At 43.5% G+C, this 14609-nt stretch carries 11 protein-coding genes; 5 read left to right on the forward strand and 6 right to left on the reverse strand.

Translation table 11 applies throughout. The annotated features are described in order from the left end of the window. Position 1 precedes the first annotated feature (1 nt). The 3 genes from ilvA (at position 2) to relB (ending at position 3853) form a co-directional block, all read left to right on the forward strand. Entirely contained in the window at positions 2-1561 is a 1560-nt protein-coding gene (ilvA, locus tag ACSLUR_RS16425) for a threonine ammonia-lyase, biosynthetic (RefSeq protein ID WP_448556340.1), read from the forward strand. 395 nt (positions 1562-1956) lie between these two features. After that, positions 1957-2886 (forward strand): SPFH domain-containing protein, encoded by a 930-nt coding sequence (locus ACSLUR_RS16430; RefSeq protein ID WP_115998588.1) that lies wholly within the window; start codon positions 1957-1959, stop codon positions 2884-2886. A 253-nt stretch (positions 2887-3139) separates the two neighbouring features. Beyond that, positions 3140-3853 (forward strand): type II toxin-antitoxin system RelB family anti-toxin, encoded by a 714-nt coding sequence (gene relB, locus ACSLUR_RS16435; RefSeq protein WP_448556342.1) that lies wholly within the window; start codon positions 3140-3142, stop codon positions 3851-3853. Positions 3854-3933: 80 nt separating this feature from the next. Here the strand turns inward: relB and ACSLUR_RS16440 are convergent, their stop codons facing one another. After that, the gene (locus tag ACSLUR_RS16440; RefSeq protein WP_448556344.1) at positions 3934-6792 is read right to left on the reverse strand and encodes an FG-GAP repeat domain-containing protein; all 2859 of its coding nucleotides are present in this window, start codon (positions 6790-6792) and stop codon (positions 3934-3936) included. A gap of 232 nt (positions 6793-7024) precedes the next feature. Further along, a complete protein-coding gene (gene ubiK, locus ACSLUR_RS16445) occupies positions 7025-7303 on the reverse strand; it encodes a ubiquinone biosynthesis accessory factor UbiK (protein ID WP_448556346.1) in 279 nt (92 codons plus the stop codon). A 166-nt stretch (positions 7304-7469) separates the two neighbouring features. Here ubiK and rep point away from each other — a divergent pair, with 166 nt between their 5' ends. Together rep and ACSLUR_RS16455 are read left to right on the forward strand one after the other, a co-directional pair. After that, a complete protein-coding gene (gene rep / locus ACSLUR_RS16450; protein ID WP_448556348.1) occupies positions 7470-9491 on the forward strand; it encodes a DNA helicase Rep in 2022 nt (673 codons plus the stop codon). A 63-nt stretch (positions 9492-9554) separates the two neighbouring features. Further along, positions 9555-9965, forward strand: a complete 411-nt coding sequence (locus ACSLUR_RS16455; protein WP_448556350.1) for a hypothetical protein — start codon at positions 9555-9557, stop codon at positions 9963-9965. Between the two features lies 1 nt (position 9966). On the opposite strand, the gene ACSLUR_RS16460 is transcribed toward ACSLUR_RS16455, so the two are convergent. The 4 genes from ACSLUR_RS16460 to ridA all read right to left on the reverse strand — a co-directional run bounded on the left by ACSLUR_RS16460 (position 9967) and on the right by ridA (position 14573). Beyond that, positions 9967-10983 carry a 2-hydroxyacid dehydrogenase gene (locus ACSLUR_RS16460; RefSeq protein ID WP_448556352.1) on the reverse strand — a complete coding sequence of 339 codons (1017 nt, stop codon included), beginning with the start codon at positions 10981-10983 and terminating at the stop codon, positions 9967-9969. 149 nt (positions 10984-11132) lie between these two features. Then, positions 11133-13220, reverse strand: a complete 2088-nt coding sequence (recG, locus tag ACSLUR_RS16465) for an ATP-dependent DNA helicase RecG (protein WP_448556354.1) — start codon at positions 13218-13220, stop codon at positions 11133-11135. Positions 13221-13277: 57 nt separating this feature from the next. Further along, positions 13278-13988, reverse strand: coding sequence for a tRNA (guanosine(18)-2'-O)-methyltransferase TrmH (trmH, locus tag ACSLUR_RS16470; protein ID WP_448556356.1), 711 nt, complete (start codon positions 13986-13988; stop codon positions 13278-13280). Positions 13989-14183: 195 nt separating this feature from the next. After that, a complete protein-coding gene (gene ridA / locus ACSLUR_RS16475; RefSeq protein WP_115998595.1) occupies positions 14184-14573 on the reverse strand; it encodes a deaminase RidA in 390 nt (129 codons plus the stop codon). Positions 14574-14609 lie beyond the last annotated feature (36 nt).

Consider the following 14609-nt stretch of genomic DNA (forward strand, 5'->3'; position numbering starts at 1 on the left):
AATGGCAAATCATGCAGGTGAACATCAAGCACAAAGCGCACAAGAACTAGGCGTAGATTACTTACGCCGAATTTTGCTGGCGCCAGTTTATGATGTCGCCAAAGAAACCGATTTAACGCCGCTAACGAAACTCTCTGCGCGCTTGGGCAATCAGATTTTCTTAAAACGAGAAGACCAACAGCCAGTACATTCGTTTAAGTTGCGCGGTGCCTATAATAAGTTAGCCAACCTACCTGAAGCGCAATGTATTCATGGGGTAGTTGCCGCCTCTGCAGGAAATCACGCGCAAGGGTTAGCACTTGCGGCAAGTAAACTTGGTATTAATGCGACCATCTTTATGCCGATCACTACGCCCGATATTAAAGTGGATAATGTCCGTCGCTTAGGCGCGGAAGTACGCTTAGTGGGTAAAAGCTATAATGATGCGCAACAAGCCTCGATTGAGTGTGCAGAGCAAGAGCAAAAAACGCTGATCCACCCCTTTGATGATGTTGATGTCATTGCCGGACAAGGTACTGTAGCTAAAGAATTACTACAGCAACATACTAAGCTTGATGCGGTGTTTGTGCCTGTGGGTGGTGGTGGCTTGTTAGCGGGTATGGCGGTGTATTTAAAGCAGCTACGACCTGATATTAAAGTGATTGGTGTTGAAGCAGAAGACTCCGCTTGCTTAAAAGCCGCGATGGACAAAGGTCAGCCAACCGATTTAAGCCAAGTAGGCTTATTCGCCGATGGTGTTGCGGTTAAGCGAATTGGCCAACATACCTTTGATGTGATTAAGCATTACTGTGATGATGTGATCACGGTTAATAGTGATGAAATTTGCGCAGCCATTAAAGATGTTTTCGAGCAAACAAGAGTCATTGCTGAACCTGCAGGTGCGCTGTCATTGGCTGCGATCAGTAAGTATTGTCAAACCAGCAAAGGTGGTGAGAACTTAGCGGCAGTGCTTTCTGGTGCTAATATGAATTTTCATAGCTTGCGCTATATTTCGGAGCGCTGCGAGCTAGGCGAGCAAAAAGAAGCGGTGTTTGCGGTCACCATTCCTGAGCAAAAGGGCAGTTTTAGACGCTTCTGCCAAACCTTATCAGGCCGTGGCATTACTGAATTTAACTATCGCTTTGCTGATGAGAGCAGTGCCAATATCTTTGTCGGTATCCGTATTGCTGGCGGTGTCGAAGAGCGCTTGCAGCTACAACAAGAGCTCACTAAAGCTGGTTATCAGGTGAAAGACTTTACCGATAACGAGCTGGCGAAATTACATATTCGCTACATGGTCGGTGGACAAAGCTCGGTAGCGGTTGATGAACGTATTTTCCGCTTCCAGTTTCCTGAATATCCGGGGGCATTGGAAAAGTTTTTAGATACACTCGGCGAGCATTGGAACATTACCCTGTTCCACTATCGCAACCACGGCGCGGCGTTTGGTCAAGTGCTGGCGGGCTTCGATGTTAATGAAAAAGACCAATTAGACTTTTTCCGACATCTTAAAGACCTCGGTTATGAGTGGCAGGAAGAAACACAAAACCTTGCTTATCATGCATTTCTAAAGCAGGGCTAGCAGCCTAGCTATTTACTAACTTCTTTGATTCAAGCCCTCATTTTGAGGGCTTTTTCACTCGGCGAACACTATTAATTTCAGCTTTGCGTTAAATAGCCATTGGGCTTCTAACGGCTATTTTCAAAGCTACCCAGCTTTAATTCTCGCCTAGTTTGATTTCACGCTTATTTACCTTTTTATAATTAATCGTTCTGATAAATTTTTGCAAAAAACTAAAAAGCATGACATATTATGTCAATCCGTATTGAGAATTGATATTACCAATACGTTTCACTCTGTAATTGCAAACTTGGCCAATAGTATGTGCCGATATTACAGAGCTCTCTGGGCTCAGTTTAATAGCCCTTGTTGTCAATTTATCTGGCAACGTTCAAACAACATAGAGGAGAATGTTTATGTTTAGTAAAGGATTAACTCAATCAAGCAACACTGAAAATCCTCCAATTTTTCGTCATGCCAAGCTCGGCGGCGTGGCTATAACAGCTTTTATCCTAGTATGGATGGTGTTTTTTACTATCGATGAAGGTCACGTTGGTATTGTTAAACGCTTTGGCGAAGCAACTACCCAAGTAAACCCGGGCTTACATTTAAAAGTTCCTTTTGCCGACTCCGTTGAAGAGCTTGAAATTCGTACCCGTAAAAATACCGAGGCGTTAAAGGCGTCAACTTATGAGCAGATGCCCGTGCAAGCGGAAGTGTCGGTTAACTGGACGGTAATTCGCTCTGAAGCTTTTGAATTGTATAAAAATTACGGTGGTTTAGATCAATTCGAAAACCGTATTCTTGACCCGCGTTTACGCTCTGCGGCAAAGGATGCGTTAGCACGCTTCAAAGCTGAGGAAATAGTGCAAAATCGCGGTAAAGTGATTCAAAAAATAGAAGAAACACTATTGGCGACTATGTCAGAGTTTCCAGTAAAGTTAGACAGTGCCCAAATCGAAAACTTAGTACTTCCAGCAAAATATCTGCAAAGTATTGAAACTAAGCAGACCGAGAAGAACTTAGCAGCGGCTGAAAAACATCGCTTAGAGCGTCAAAAACTAGAAGCACAACGTGAGGTAAATACAGCAGAAGCCAAGCGTGACGCCGAAAAAGCCCGTGCTGACGGTTCCGCTTATGCGATTATGACGGAAGCGAAAGCCGAAGCTGAGGCTATTCGATTGAAAGGTTTAGCTGAGGCTGAAGCGATCAAGAAAAAGGCCGAGGCAATTAAAACCAGTAAAGTGTTGGTTGAATACGTGAAAGCGCAGCAATGGAACGGTCAAATGCCAACAACGGTAATGGGTGAAGGCCAGGGTATTTTGTGGAATATGAAAGAGCAATAAGCTCGAAAAACTAACGGAAAGCCAGACTAAACGTCTGGCTTTTTTATTGCGCCGTATTTGGTCATTGCGACTCATAAAAAATACTAAGTTTCCTGTTTATTCAAGGAAATTCCCTGATATTCTGCTTTCTATTAACCGAGGAATAGCCAAGAATAATAGCCAATCCAATCGAGATAGGGCGGCCGGCAGCCTTATCTTTGTTGGGTTTCTTCAGGTTGTTAACTTTTGTATAAGTAGAAATAGGGAAAAGATAATGAGTTTAGGTGAACAGTTAAAATCGCTTCGACAAGCGAAACAATTAAGCCAGCCGGAGCTAGCAGAATTAGCTGGAATCGAGCAATCGTATTTATCAAAACTAGAAAATGATAAAGCACAGCCTTCAAATGATATGTTACGCAAGCTGATCTCAGCATTGGAAATTGGGTTGGAAGAGTTATTGCGAAAACTGCCAACCACCAGCGTACAAAAGTTGGCGTCATTACCAGATGTTGAGCAGTGGCTAAATAAACAAAACCAACAACAATTTACCCAGCGAAGAAATTATCTACTTATGTCGAGCGCGTTAATCGTATTTGCCATCACATTGTTTTTTACCGGCTACAGCAAACTGATTTTTTCAGAGCAGCAATATGAATATGTTTCAGACGGTGTGGTGCGTGACGGTGAGATCAAAACCATTTTTGATGATTGGCCGCGCTTATTGCCACGAGGCGAAAAAGACGGTCATAAGTTACGCGAGCAAAAAGCCATTGAAATGACAGGGCGTCGTGATGTTGAGCATATTCGCATTGCGACTTGGCTTGGCAATCCTATTGAAAAACCAGTTGATGGTGGAACACGCTATTACTGGTATTCACAAATGGTTGATCAGGCACAACCGATAAATGCTTGGCTGCAGGTGGTTGGTATATTTTTATTTGCTGCGGGTGTGATGGGGTTTGCAATTGAACGCAAACTGTTTAGATAACAGCGAATGAACCATCATTTTGGGAAACAAAAATGCCGCACAAGTTTGCGGCATTTTCTTAATTTTGGTAACAGATGTTTTTACTGATAAGTTAGTGCTACTTGTGTACAAATATTTTGATCTTCCCATAATCCTGGGTAGTCAAAATAAATCTTTCCTTCGACCCTAAATATATATTCTTCACCAGCTTCCGCGAAAAACTCTAATGCATTTAAGTCTCCGCCAGGGAAAAGTAATTCGTTCTCTGGGTTATTGCCTTTTATTGAAGCGTCTAAGTTGTAACTGTGAATACGGTCTTTCTCGTCGGTAACTTCTTCGCTGGTTATCGTCACCATACCTGTTTTATTTGCTTTAAATTTAACGAGCCTTACCGTACCAGGCCTTAACGTATAGCCACTATGTGCACCACTGAAGCAAACGTTGGTGTTTTGACCAGACTCTAGAGGAATATGGATAGGAAGATAGGAGTCCTGTTCCATTAAGCGATCAGTTTCAACAAGAAAACTTGGAATTTCACTTTGGTTATTACCAAAGCTATCTTCTAAATGGCTGTTTAGTTTACTCCCTAACTCTTCAATTTCACTAGCAAGCTCAGGGTTGAGCTTTTTAAGTGCATTGGCTAGCGAGTAAATTGATGTATTTGCGTGCTCCTCAGCCATTAACTGAAGCGCATCGTATAAGCCCTGCATACCCACTTCATTTGCAAGGTTAGTGGTTAACTCACTTGTCTCCTTACTTTTGTCAATGAAAGAGAGAATAAAGTACATAATACCAGCATCATTAAAAGGCGTAGGGATATAACAAGGTCTTCTAATTTCTCTGCCGTCTAGCAATGTTGTTTCGCGATAACAATCTCCTGTGTTTCCCTTTGCTATTTCATAGTAATCATCACCATTTACGTCGCTCGAGAAGTTTGAGGGTACACGAAAATCACGCCAATCCTCTAATACAGCAAAGGGAACCGCTGCTGCCAAGCCTTCCGACAGTGCTAGGGAAATTTCTGAATCTGTAAATAGGCTGTGTGTTCCTCCTCTGTTATCGTCACGACCAATAACTTTAGCTTGGAAGAAATGAGTGAACTCATGAATGATGGTGCCTTCATTCCACTCTTCGACGGCGGGAATGTTGAATGCCTCTTCATCATCTGCCCCAATGGCACTTGGATTAAGGTAGCCATTGAGGAATATTCGGTTTTCAAACTTAGAATAAAAACCCAAGTCACTTTCAACATGATCAGCGCTTCGGCTCCAGTTTATTGTCAATACTGGGAGGTCATCGGATAGCTGTATTTGGTTGTCTTTCATAAAGCTCATTGCTTTGTAGACCGACTCTAAAATGGCAAATGGTTGGGCATTTGAAACAGCAGGATCAAAAGTATTACTATCTGCTAGCCAACCATCCGCTAATTTCATTTCGCCTAATGCAATTCCGTTCGAGAGTGTCTCTTCAGCAAGCGTTACTGAGTATACCTCTTGGGAAGCTAGGTCTTCTGACGTTGACTGATCAGTTACCTTGATATAAAAGCCATCATCCACTTGACCATCAAACTCGAGCTGTGCATAGGCCACAACTTTGATCGCTTTTCCTAGGTGTGATTTGTCAAAATCAAGCACGAATTGACCTTGTGAATTGGTAACTGTACTAGCCAATTCCTCGCCTGATTCACCTATTAAACGAACGACTACAGCTTTAGCATTAGTTGTTACTGGGTTATCAGTGTCAAAAGCTGCATTACCCAATGTTTCACCGTCTTTAAAGCCAAAGCGGTTGAAGGTTAATTGCCCGGTAATCGCATTCTCTTGGATTGGTTCTGGATCAGAATTATCTGTAGTGGCACCTTTTTTATATGCCGCCAGTAAAGGTTGATAGTCTTTATCAAGACCAAAGATATGACGTTGAATGCCATCATTTCTAGTTGAATTAAAATTTGAACCTGTTGAGTTTTTAATAAACCAACTTGAACTTTCTGGACGATAAACAGCAAAATCTGCCAAGCCATCACCATCATAGTCGCTGATTACTGGAATATCGTTGACATTGCGACCAAAAACAACATGCTTGATTTCGCTCGTAGATGATTGCAGCACATACCATGCATGAGTTGAAGCGCGTCTCACAGCAAGGTCGTCAATACCATCGCCGTCGTAGTCAGCAGGAACTGGAATATCATCAATTTGGCGACCAAATACGCGCCTTTGAATGCCATCACCATTTGTGCTTTTGTAATTAGTGCCACTTGAATTAAGGATGTACCAAGTTTGATTTTCTGCTCTTCGTACCGCAATATCTGCTTTACCGTCTCCATCATAATCTGCAGGAACAGGGATATCCGCTTTATCCCGGCCAAATGTGACTTCGACAATATTATTTGTGCTTGATTGGCGAATGTACCAAGTAAAGTTTTCTGGTCGTCTAAGGGCAATATCAGTGATTCCGTCGCCATCATAGTCGGCTGGAACAGCTATATCGCCAGACTTAGTTTCTAAAAAAATACGTTGAATACCATCTTTCTGGGTACTACCAAAATTACTGTTACTTGAGTTCTTGATATACCAAGTAGATGTAGAAGGTCGATGTACGGCAATATCTGCTTTGCCATCACCGTCAAAATCTCCATTAATGATGACGTCAGCAGCGTTTCGTCCAAATACGACAGTTTTAGTTTGATCGTTAGAGGAGAGCTTGAGAGATTGATAAAAGTCAGCTGCTGAGCGTAATGCTAAATCAGCAATTCCATCGCCATCATAATCGCCTTTTGTGTATGATTTAGCTGCCGTTTTTTGGGGTTTTATCGATGAACTAAAAGCTTGCTTTTGCAGCACTCTATTGACCGTTTCGGGTTGATATTTCTTTTTGTGGGATATGACAACATCGGCAAGTGATGGTAAAGAATAGCTAGTCAATACAACAAGAGATAAGAGACTAAAACGCAATTTCATTGTTTATTCCTTTGATACAACAAGATTTAAAATTCTAATTTAAACAGCTATTTATCTCAACCTAAGTGTTTCCTGTTACTTGATGTAAGCTATGTGTCGGGAAAGTAACATCATAAAAATTTAAGCAGTGAGTTAGCTAAAAATGAAATGAAGTGAAATAGGCTTGCACTCTGCTTTTGAGCAAATAATTTAAAAGCAGAGTGAAAATCTGGTTGGGTACTTTGGAAAGTAATTATTCGACTGCCGGTGCAGAACTGTTTTCCAAATCTGCTAACTTTTGCTCTAAGGTTGCAACGGTGGCTTCCAATGCTGAAAGCTTTTCACGGGTTTTGATCAGTACTTGTGTTTGTACATCAAACTCTTCGCGTGTGACAACATCTAGCTCAGATAACTTACGTTGAATCACGGTTTTTGTGCGTTCTTCAATTTCATTTGCAACAGACTTAACGCCCGGTGGAATGGCATCGCTGACTTGCTTCGCGATTTCTTCAATTTTTTTTGCGTTGATCATTTTGGCTGCCTTATCGTTGATTCGAACACTTGCTTGAAAGTCTACCGTAAAAGCTAAGCTAATCGCATAAATTTTTGCGTGATCTACTGGCCTAGGTCAGAAAACAAGGTAAAATTTGCCGCCTTAATAGAGTACGCCGAAATTAACCCATAGGTAGAGCCAAGTAATGCAATTAAACCCTCGCCAAGATGAAGCAAAAAAATATGTCAGTGGCCCTTGTTTGGTACTGGCGGGCGCGGGTAGTGGTAAAACCGGGGTTATTTGTCAAAAAATCGCTTACTTGATCCAAAAGTGCGGTTATAAAGCGCGTAATATCGCTGCGGTGACCTTTACCAACAAAGCGGCACGAGAAATGAAAGAGCGTGTCGCGAAAATGTTAGGGCGCGATCTTACCCGTGGCCTGATCGTTTCTACCTTTCACTCGCTTGGTTTAGATATTGTTCGCCGTGAAATCAAAACCTTAGGCTATAAGCCGGGTTTCACGCTGTTTGATGACCAAGACACCATTGCCTTGCTTAAAGAGCTTACCGAGCAAGAGCTAGAGGGTGATAAAGATTTACTGAGCAAGCTGCAAATGATGATTTCTAACTGGAAAAATGATTTGTTGCTTCCGGATCAAGTACTTAAACAAGCAGGCGATGCTGATACTGCCTTATACGCCGAGTTTTACCAGCGTTATCACAATCATATGAAGGCCTACAATGCGCTCGACTTTGACGATCTGATTTTAATCCCTACTTTGCTGCTTAAGCATTATCCGGAAGTGCGCGCCCGTTGGCAGAAAAAAATTCAGTATATGTTGGTGGATGAATACCAAGATACTAACGCTAGTCAATATGAATTAGTAAAGCTGATCACTGGCGAACGTGGTCGTTTAACTGTGGTTGGCGATGATGACCAATCGATTTATTCATGGCGCGGTGCTAAGCCGCAAAACCTAGTGCTTCTCGGCCAAGATTACCCTAATTTGAAACTGATCAAGCTTGAGCAAAACTATCGCTCTAGTGGCCGTATTCTGCACTGTGCCAATATTTTGATCGCCAACAACCCACACGTTTATGATAAAGCGCTATTTAGTGAGCATGACTACGGTGTTCCGATTCGTATTGTACAAACGCGCAACGAAGAACATGAAGTGGAGCGTGTTGTCGGTGAGCTGATTGGTCATCGCTTTATGAATAAAAGCCACTACAAAGATTACGCGATTCTTTATCGAGGTAACCATCAATCACGGTTGCTGGAAAAAGCGCTGATGACAAACCGCATCCCCTACAAAATTAGCGGTGGCACGTCGTTTTTCTCACGCGCTGAAATTAAAGACATCATGGCTTACCTGCGTTTACTGGTAAATCATGACGACGACAATGCGTTTTTGCGTATCTGTAATGTCCCAAAGCGCGAGCTTGGCCCAGCCACTTTGGAAAAGTTAGGGAATTACGCCAATAAACGCCAAATTAGTATGTTTGCTGCCAGCTTTGAATTTGGCTTAGAACAAACGTTAACGGGACGTGCACTGGTTAACTTACAAAAGTTCACCCGTTGGATAGTTGAAACGGCAGACAACGCCGAGCGTGGTGATACGCCTGCGGTATTACGCTCGATGATCCGTGAAATGAACTATGAAGATTACCTCTACGACAGCTCGCCCAGTGGTAAAGCGGCGGAAATGCGAATGAAGAACGTCACTCAGCTGTTTAGCTGGGTCACCCAAATGCTTGAAGGCGATGAACTGGACGAGCCAATGACGTTACCGCAAGTGGTGTCGCGCTTAACCTTGCGTGATATGATGGAGCGCAACGAGGAAGAAGAGTTTTCCGATCAAGTACAGTTAATGACGCTGCACGCGTCAAAAGGTCTGGAATTTCCTTATGTCTTCCTCATTGGTATGGAAGAAGGTTTATTGCCCCATCAATCCAGTATCGATGAAGACAATGTCGAAGAAGAGCGTCGCCTCGCCTATGTAGGGGTTACTCGTGCTAAGCGTGAGCTGATTTGTACTTATGCCCGTGAACGTCGCCAATTTGGTGAAGTAGCGCGCACTGATCCAAGTCGCTTCTTATATGAAATGCCGCAAGACGACTTAAATTGGGAAAATGAGCGCGCACCGAAAAGTCAGGAGCAAAAACAGGAAACGGCTAAAGCGGGCGTGGCGAATTTACGTGAGCTGCTGAAGAAAAAAGGCAGTTAGCCAAGCGTATTCAGTAGTGTAAAACGTTTGATACAGCGAATTTAAAAAGGAGTGAATAACGAAATGGAGCCAGACTACAGCAAATATTCATTAAGCGAGCTCTATCAAACGTACAATGATATTGATAAACAAGTATATCCAGAAAGAGCACTAAGACTGGAGCGCGAAATCAATGCTAGACAAAGCGATTCGGATTCTGAATTAGTCGTTGATAGTGAAAGCGGGCGATTTGAACTTACTGAATTTAAGTTCATTGCTGTTAAAACCGTAAACTGTGTATTTGTTATTCCTTTGCTTGTTTATATCTTCATTGATGCCATTTTAACTGGTGAAATTAAAACGAGACAGTTTGTTTACTCAGTTGATGGTAATTTAGGTGGCTATATTCTTTTCTTAGTCGCTATTTTTGTTTTAATTTCGCTGTTACTTTCTAGCTTGTTTGTGAAATACAAAGCACCAAAAGACAAGCAATAACTCAGGACAATCCTACCAATAAGCTCGGCTCAACCGCTTGGTGGTTAAGAAGCTTTTGCAGGCTTTCAATTGTCGTTTGTGCGATAGTGGCGATCGCTTCTTCGGTAAAAAAGCCTTGATGCCCGGTGATCAATACATTGGGGAAGCTGCTTAATCGAGCAAAGGTATCATCCTGTAAAATTTCACCACTAAGATCTTCAAAAAACAGGTTGGTTTCCTGCTCATAAACATCAATACCTAAGTAACCTAATTGCTTGCTTTTCAGCGCTTTTATTACCGCTTTAGTGTCAACCAGTGCGCCGCGACTCGTATTAATTAACATGGCATTTGGTTTCATCTGGCTCAACGTTTGTTCATTCACAAGGTGCTTGGTTTGCGGCACGAGTGGGCAATGCAGCGAGATAATATCTGATTGCTGAAAGAGTGTGGCTAGTGGAACATAGTTTGCGGTAAGTATATTGGCTTCGGTTCTAGCCTCTAAGCTTGGGCTTGGGTCATAGCAAAGAAGCTGACAGCCAAAGCCCTCTAAAATTCGCAAGGTCGCCATGCCTATGTTGCCTGTGCCAATAATGCCGACAGTTTTGCCATAGAGGTTAAAACCCATCAGGCCATCTAAAGCAAAATTGTCTTCACGAATACGATTATAGGCTTTGTGAAATTTGCGACTTAAGGTCAGCATTAAACCTACCGTGTGTTCAGCCACCGCTTGGGGTGAATACTCAGGTACGCGACAAACCTTGATATTTAAGCGCTTGGCTTCGGTAATATCGACATTGTTAAATCCGGCGCAGCGCAGTGCTATGGTTTCAATACCAAAGCTCGCCAATTTTGCTAACACATTGGCATTTACTTGGTCGTTCACAAACACGCAGATGGCATTAAAGCCTTGCGCAAGCTCTACCGTTTCTTCGCTAAGCCGACAGTCAAAGTACTCAAAGGTTAACTCGCAGGTGGTATTAAACTTGTCAAAAAAGGTGCGATCATACTTTTTACTGCTAAAGACAGCGATTCGAAACATAGATTGCTCCTGCTTTTGCTATTTAGATATTTGCTGATTACAGTTTGGCTGAATGGTAGGGGGTTATCAAAGCCGTTTAGGTGAAATGATTTCAGTTGTTGTGCGATATCAAATAAATAAACTTATCACGTGATTTCGGCATGCAAAAACTAGGCGTTTGAATATTGTTCGCGATTACCAAGCCAGCGCTGAATAATCGCTTCCGCTTGTTTGGGGTGCTGTTGCCATAGCAGATAGGCGTGTTGTTGTACTTCTGGGATCAGGTCTTTATCACGAATTAAATCAGCAATTTTTAGATCGGCTAAACCGGTTTGTTTGGTGCCTAGCAGCTCGCCGGGGCCGCGGATCTCTAAATCTTTTTGCGCAATAACAAAACCGTCGTTACTTTCTCTAAGCACGCCTAAACGCTTGGTGGCAGTTTTAGACAGTGGTGACTTGTACATCAGCACGCAGTGTGAGGCAACTGAGCCTCGACCAACTCGGCCGCGTAATTGATGCAGTTGGGCTAAACCTAAGCGCTCAGGGTTTTCAATCACCATTAAACTGGAGTTTGGCACATCAACGCCAACTTCAATCACTGTGGTCGCCACCAATAAGTGTAAATCACCGGCTTTAAACGCTTCCATGACCTGCTGTTTTTCAGCGGGTTTCATACGGCCGTGCACTAGGCCAATTTGTAGCTCGGGCAGGGCTTCTTGCAGATAGTTGGCCGTATCTTCAGCTGCTTGGCATTGCAGCACTTCTGACTCTTCAATTAGGGTACATACCCAGTAAGCTTGGCGATTATCATGCATACAACCTTGGCGAATACGTTCAATTACATCATCGCGGCGGCTGTCGGGCAGGGCAATGGTATTGATCGGCGTTCGCCCCGGCGGTAATTCATCAATGACTGAAGTGTCGAGATCGGCATAAGCAGTCATTGCCAGTGTCCGTGGGATCGGCGTTGCCGTCATGATCAGCTGATGGGGGTACTTGTTATCAAACGCGCCTTTTTCTCGTAGCGATAAGCGTTGATGAACACCAAATCTGTGCTGCTCATCAATAATGATTAAGGTCAGCTTGTGAAACTCTACTTGCTCTTGGAATAGGGCATGGGTACCAACCGCCATTTGAATGGTGCCATCGGCGATTTTAGCGAGTGCTTCGCGGCGCGCTTTGGCTTTGGTTTTCCCTGCTAACCAACCCACTGTGATATCAAGAGGCTCGAACCAGCGCTGAAAGTTAATGGCGTGCTGCTCGGCGAGAATTTCAGTCGGCGCCATCAGCGCCACTTGGTAGCCTTGGCTAATGGCGGTAATTGCTGCTAGTGCTGCCACTAAGGTTTTCCCTGAGCCAACATCTCCTTGAACTAAGCGCATCATCGGCACTTCTTTCGCCAGGTCGTCGCGAATTTCTTTAACTACCCGTGCTTGTGCGCCAGTTGGCGCAAACGGCAAGCTATCAAGGAATTTCTGGTTAAGTTTAGTATCCACATGCATTGGCATGGCGTCGTGTTTATCTGCTGATTGACGCAATTTGACCATGCTCAAGTTGTGAGCCAGTAATTCTTCTTTAATTAGTCGGAGCTGCGCAGGGTGCTTACCATTTTCCAATTGCTCGGTGGAAACATCCGGTGGCGGGCGATGAATCAGTTTTAGCGCTTCGGCGAGCGTGTATGGCTCGTTAAGAAATTGCGCTGGAAGTAACTCTTCAACACTACCATGTTCTAGACGCTTTAGTGCCTGTTCGCTGATATTGCGAAAGGTAATTTGCCTTAAGCCGTCTGTTGTTGGGTAAACCGGTGTAAGTGTTTCTTCAACGGCGGTCAATGCTTGGTCGTTATCAAGCGGCTTGTATTCAGGGTGTACTATTTGAAAGCTGCGCGGGCCGCGCTGCACTTCACCATAACAACGTAATTCGGTGCCTATGGCTAAGGCATTTTTCTGCGCTGCAGAGAAATGGAAAAAGCGCAGGTCGACACTGCCTGTGCCATCGTTGATGGTGACTACTAACATGCGCTTGCGGCCAAGCACCACTTGGTTATTAGTAATTTCACCAATAATGTTAGTGTAAATGCCGGGCAGTAAATCGCGCACCGCCGTGACCCGAGTGCGATCTTCGTAACGCAGCGGTAAGTGGAACAATAAATCTTGCACAGAGTTTAAGCCCAGCTTGGCAAATTTGTCTGCCATGGCTGGACCGACACCTTTTAACGAGGCGATAGTGACTTGCGCTAAATTAGTGGTTCCCGACATTTTATTCTTATTTTGATTGAGCTTAGCTTTATTCCGTTAGTGCTATTTCGTTAACGATTATTCGTCGTCAATATCGGCCCAGGCCTCTTGGCTCATTTGCATTTTTTGCCACCAGTCATCTGAGGCAATAATTTCGCCGTCATCGTTAATGTGTGGGTAAGGTAAACCTTTTGACTGGCAAACTTTAGCAAAAATAGGGTGCCCACCTTCAAATAACATACGCTGGCGAGTATCTTCGTCAATGGTTGCGCGGCCATACATACCTGCGGCTTCACGTTGGCGCTGTGCTTCATATAACACCACCGCATTGGCCACTGACACATTCAGCGATTGCACCATGCCCACCATAGGAATTATGATATCTTGATCTGCCATTTCTTTGGCAATATCTGAAGCGCCAAACTTTTCTTGGCCTAAAATGATCGCCGTTGGTTTGGTGTAATCGATTTCACGAAAATCCACTGCTTTGTCAGATAAATTAGTCACCAATACCTGCATATTCTGGCGTTTTAGTTCACTAATCGCATCTTTGGTTGATGAGTAATTGTGAACATCCACCCAGTTCTGACTACCAGCCGCAATGCCACCAGATGCCCGCATTTGCTCATTTTTCCAAACCGCATGTACGGCGCTCACGCCAATGGCGTCACAAGTACGCACTACAGCAGCCAAGTTATGTGCTTTGTGCACACCTTCCATACACACGGTTAAATCCGGTTGGCGGTGGTTGAGCATGCTTAAAATACGGTTATGTCGTTCTGGAGTCATTTTATTCACATTTAAGATTAATTCGATACTGCTGTGTATTTTAACAGTAATTGCTGAGAATGTATGCTGATGAGTAAAAATGGTGTTGGGTTTGGTGATGTGCACCTAAATCTAGCGGTGGCTGACTAGCCAAGTGTAGCGACGTTTAGGTGCGAGTAGGAAATCAACCGACAAAAATCGGTTGATTGATACCAATTAAGCGACGTTAGGAATTTCCATAATACCGTCAATTTCAATATCTACGCCTTTTGGCAGTGCCGATACTTGAATAGCCGCGCGTGCAGGGTATGGCTCCGCAAAGTACTTGCTCATAATTTCGTTAACGGTGGCGAAGTTGGCTAAGTCAGTCATAAAAATATTTACTTTAACCATGTCGTTAATTTCGCCGCCAGCCGCTTCACATACCGCAACGAGGTTTTTAAATACTTGCTCTGCTTGTTCGGCAAAATCATCAGAAACTACTTCCATAGTTTCCGGTACTAGTGGAATTTGGCCTGATAAATATACCGTATTCCTGACTTTAACAGCTTGGCTGTACGTACCGATTGCGCTTGGTGCATTTTCGGTTGAAACAATAGTTTTCATAATCTTCCTTTTTACTACAGGCTTACAAGCTTTGTT

It is taken from the genome of Thalassotalea montiporae (assembly GCF_053485855.1).

Coding starts and splice junctions, on each gene's coding strand:
- relB (WP_448556342.1), top strand. CDS start 3,140: ATGAGTTTAGGTGAACAGTTAAAATCGCTTCGACAAGCGAAACAATTA.
- ACSLUR_RS16455 (WP_448556350.1), top strand. CDS start 9,555: ATGGAGCCAGACTACAGCAAATATTCATTAAGCGAGCTCTATCAAACG.
- ACSLUR_RS16460 (WP_448556352.1), bottom strand. CDS start 10,983: ATGTTTCGAATCGCTGTCTTTAGCAGTAAAAAGTATGATCGCACCTTT.
- ubiK (WP_448556346.1), bottom strand. CDS start 7,303: ATGATCAACGCAAAAAAAATTGAAGAAATCGCGAAGCAAGTCAGCGAT.
- trmH (WP_448556356.1), bottom strand. CDS start 13,988: ATGACTCCAGAACGACATAACCGTATTTTAAGCATGCTCAACCACCGC.
- ilvA (WP_448556340.1), top strand. CDS start 2: ATGGCAAATCATGCAGGTGAACATCAAGCACAAAGCGCACAAGAACTA.
- ridA (WP_115998595.1), bottom strand. CDS start 14,573: ATGAAAACTATTGTTTCAACCGAAAATGCACCAAGCGCAATCGGTACG.
- rep (WP_448556348.1), top strand. CDS start 7,470: ATGCAATTAAACCCTCGCCAAGATGAAGCAAAAAAATATGTCAGTGGC.
- ACSLUR_RS16430 (WP_115998588.1), top strand. CDS start 1,957: ATGTTTAGTAAAGGATTAACTCAATCAAGCAACACTGAAAATCCTCCA.
- recG (WP_448556354.1), bottom strand. CDS start 13,220: ATGTCGGGAACCACTAATTTAGCGCAAGTCACTATCGCCTCGTTAAAA.
- ACSLUR_RS16440 (WP_448556344.1), bottom strand. CDS start 6,792: ATGAAATTGCGTTTTAGTCTCTTATCTCTTGTTGTATTGACTAGCTAT.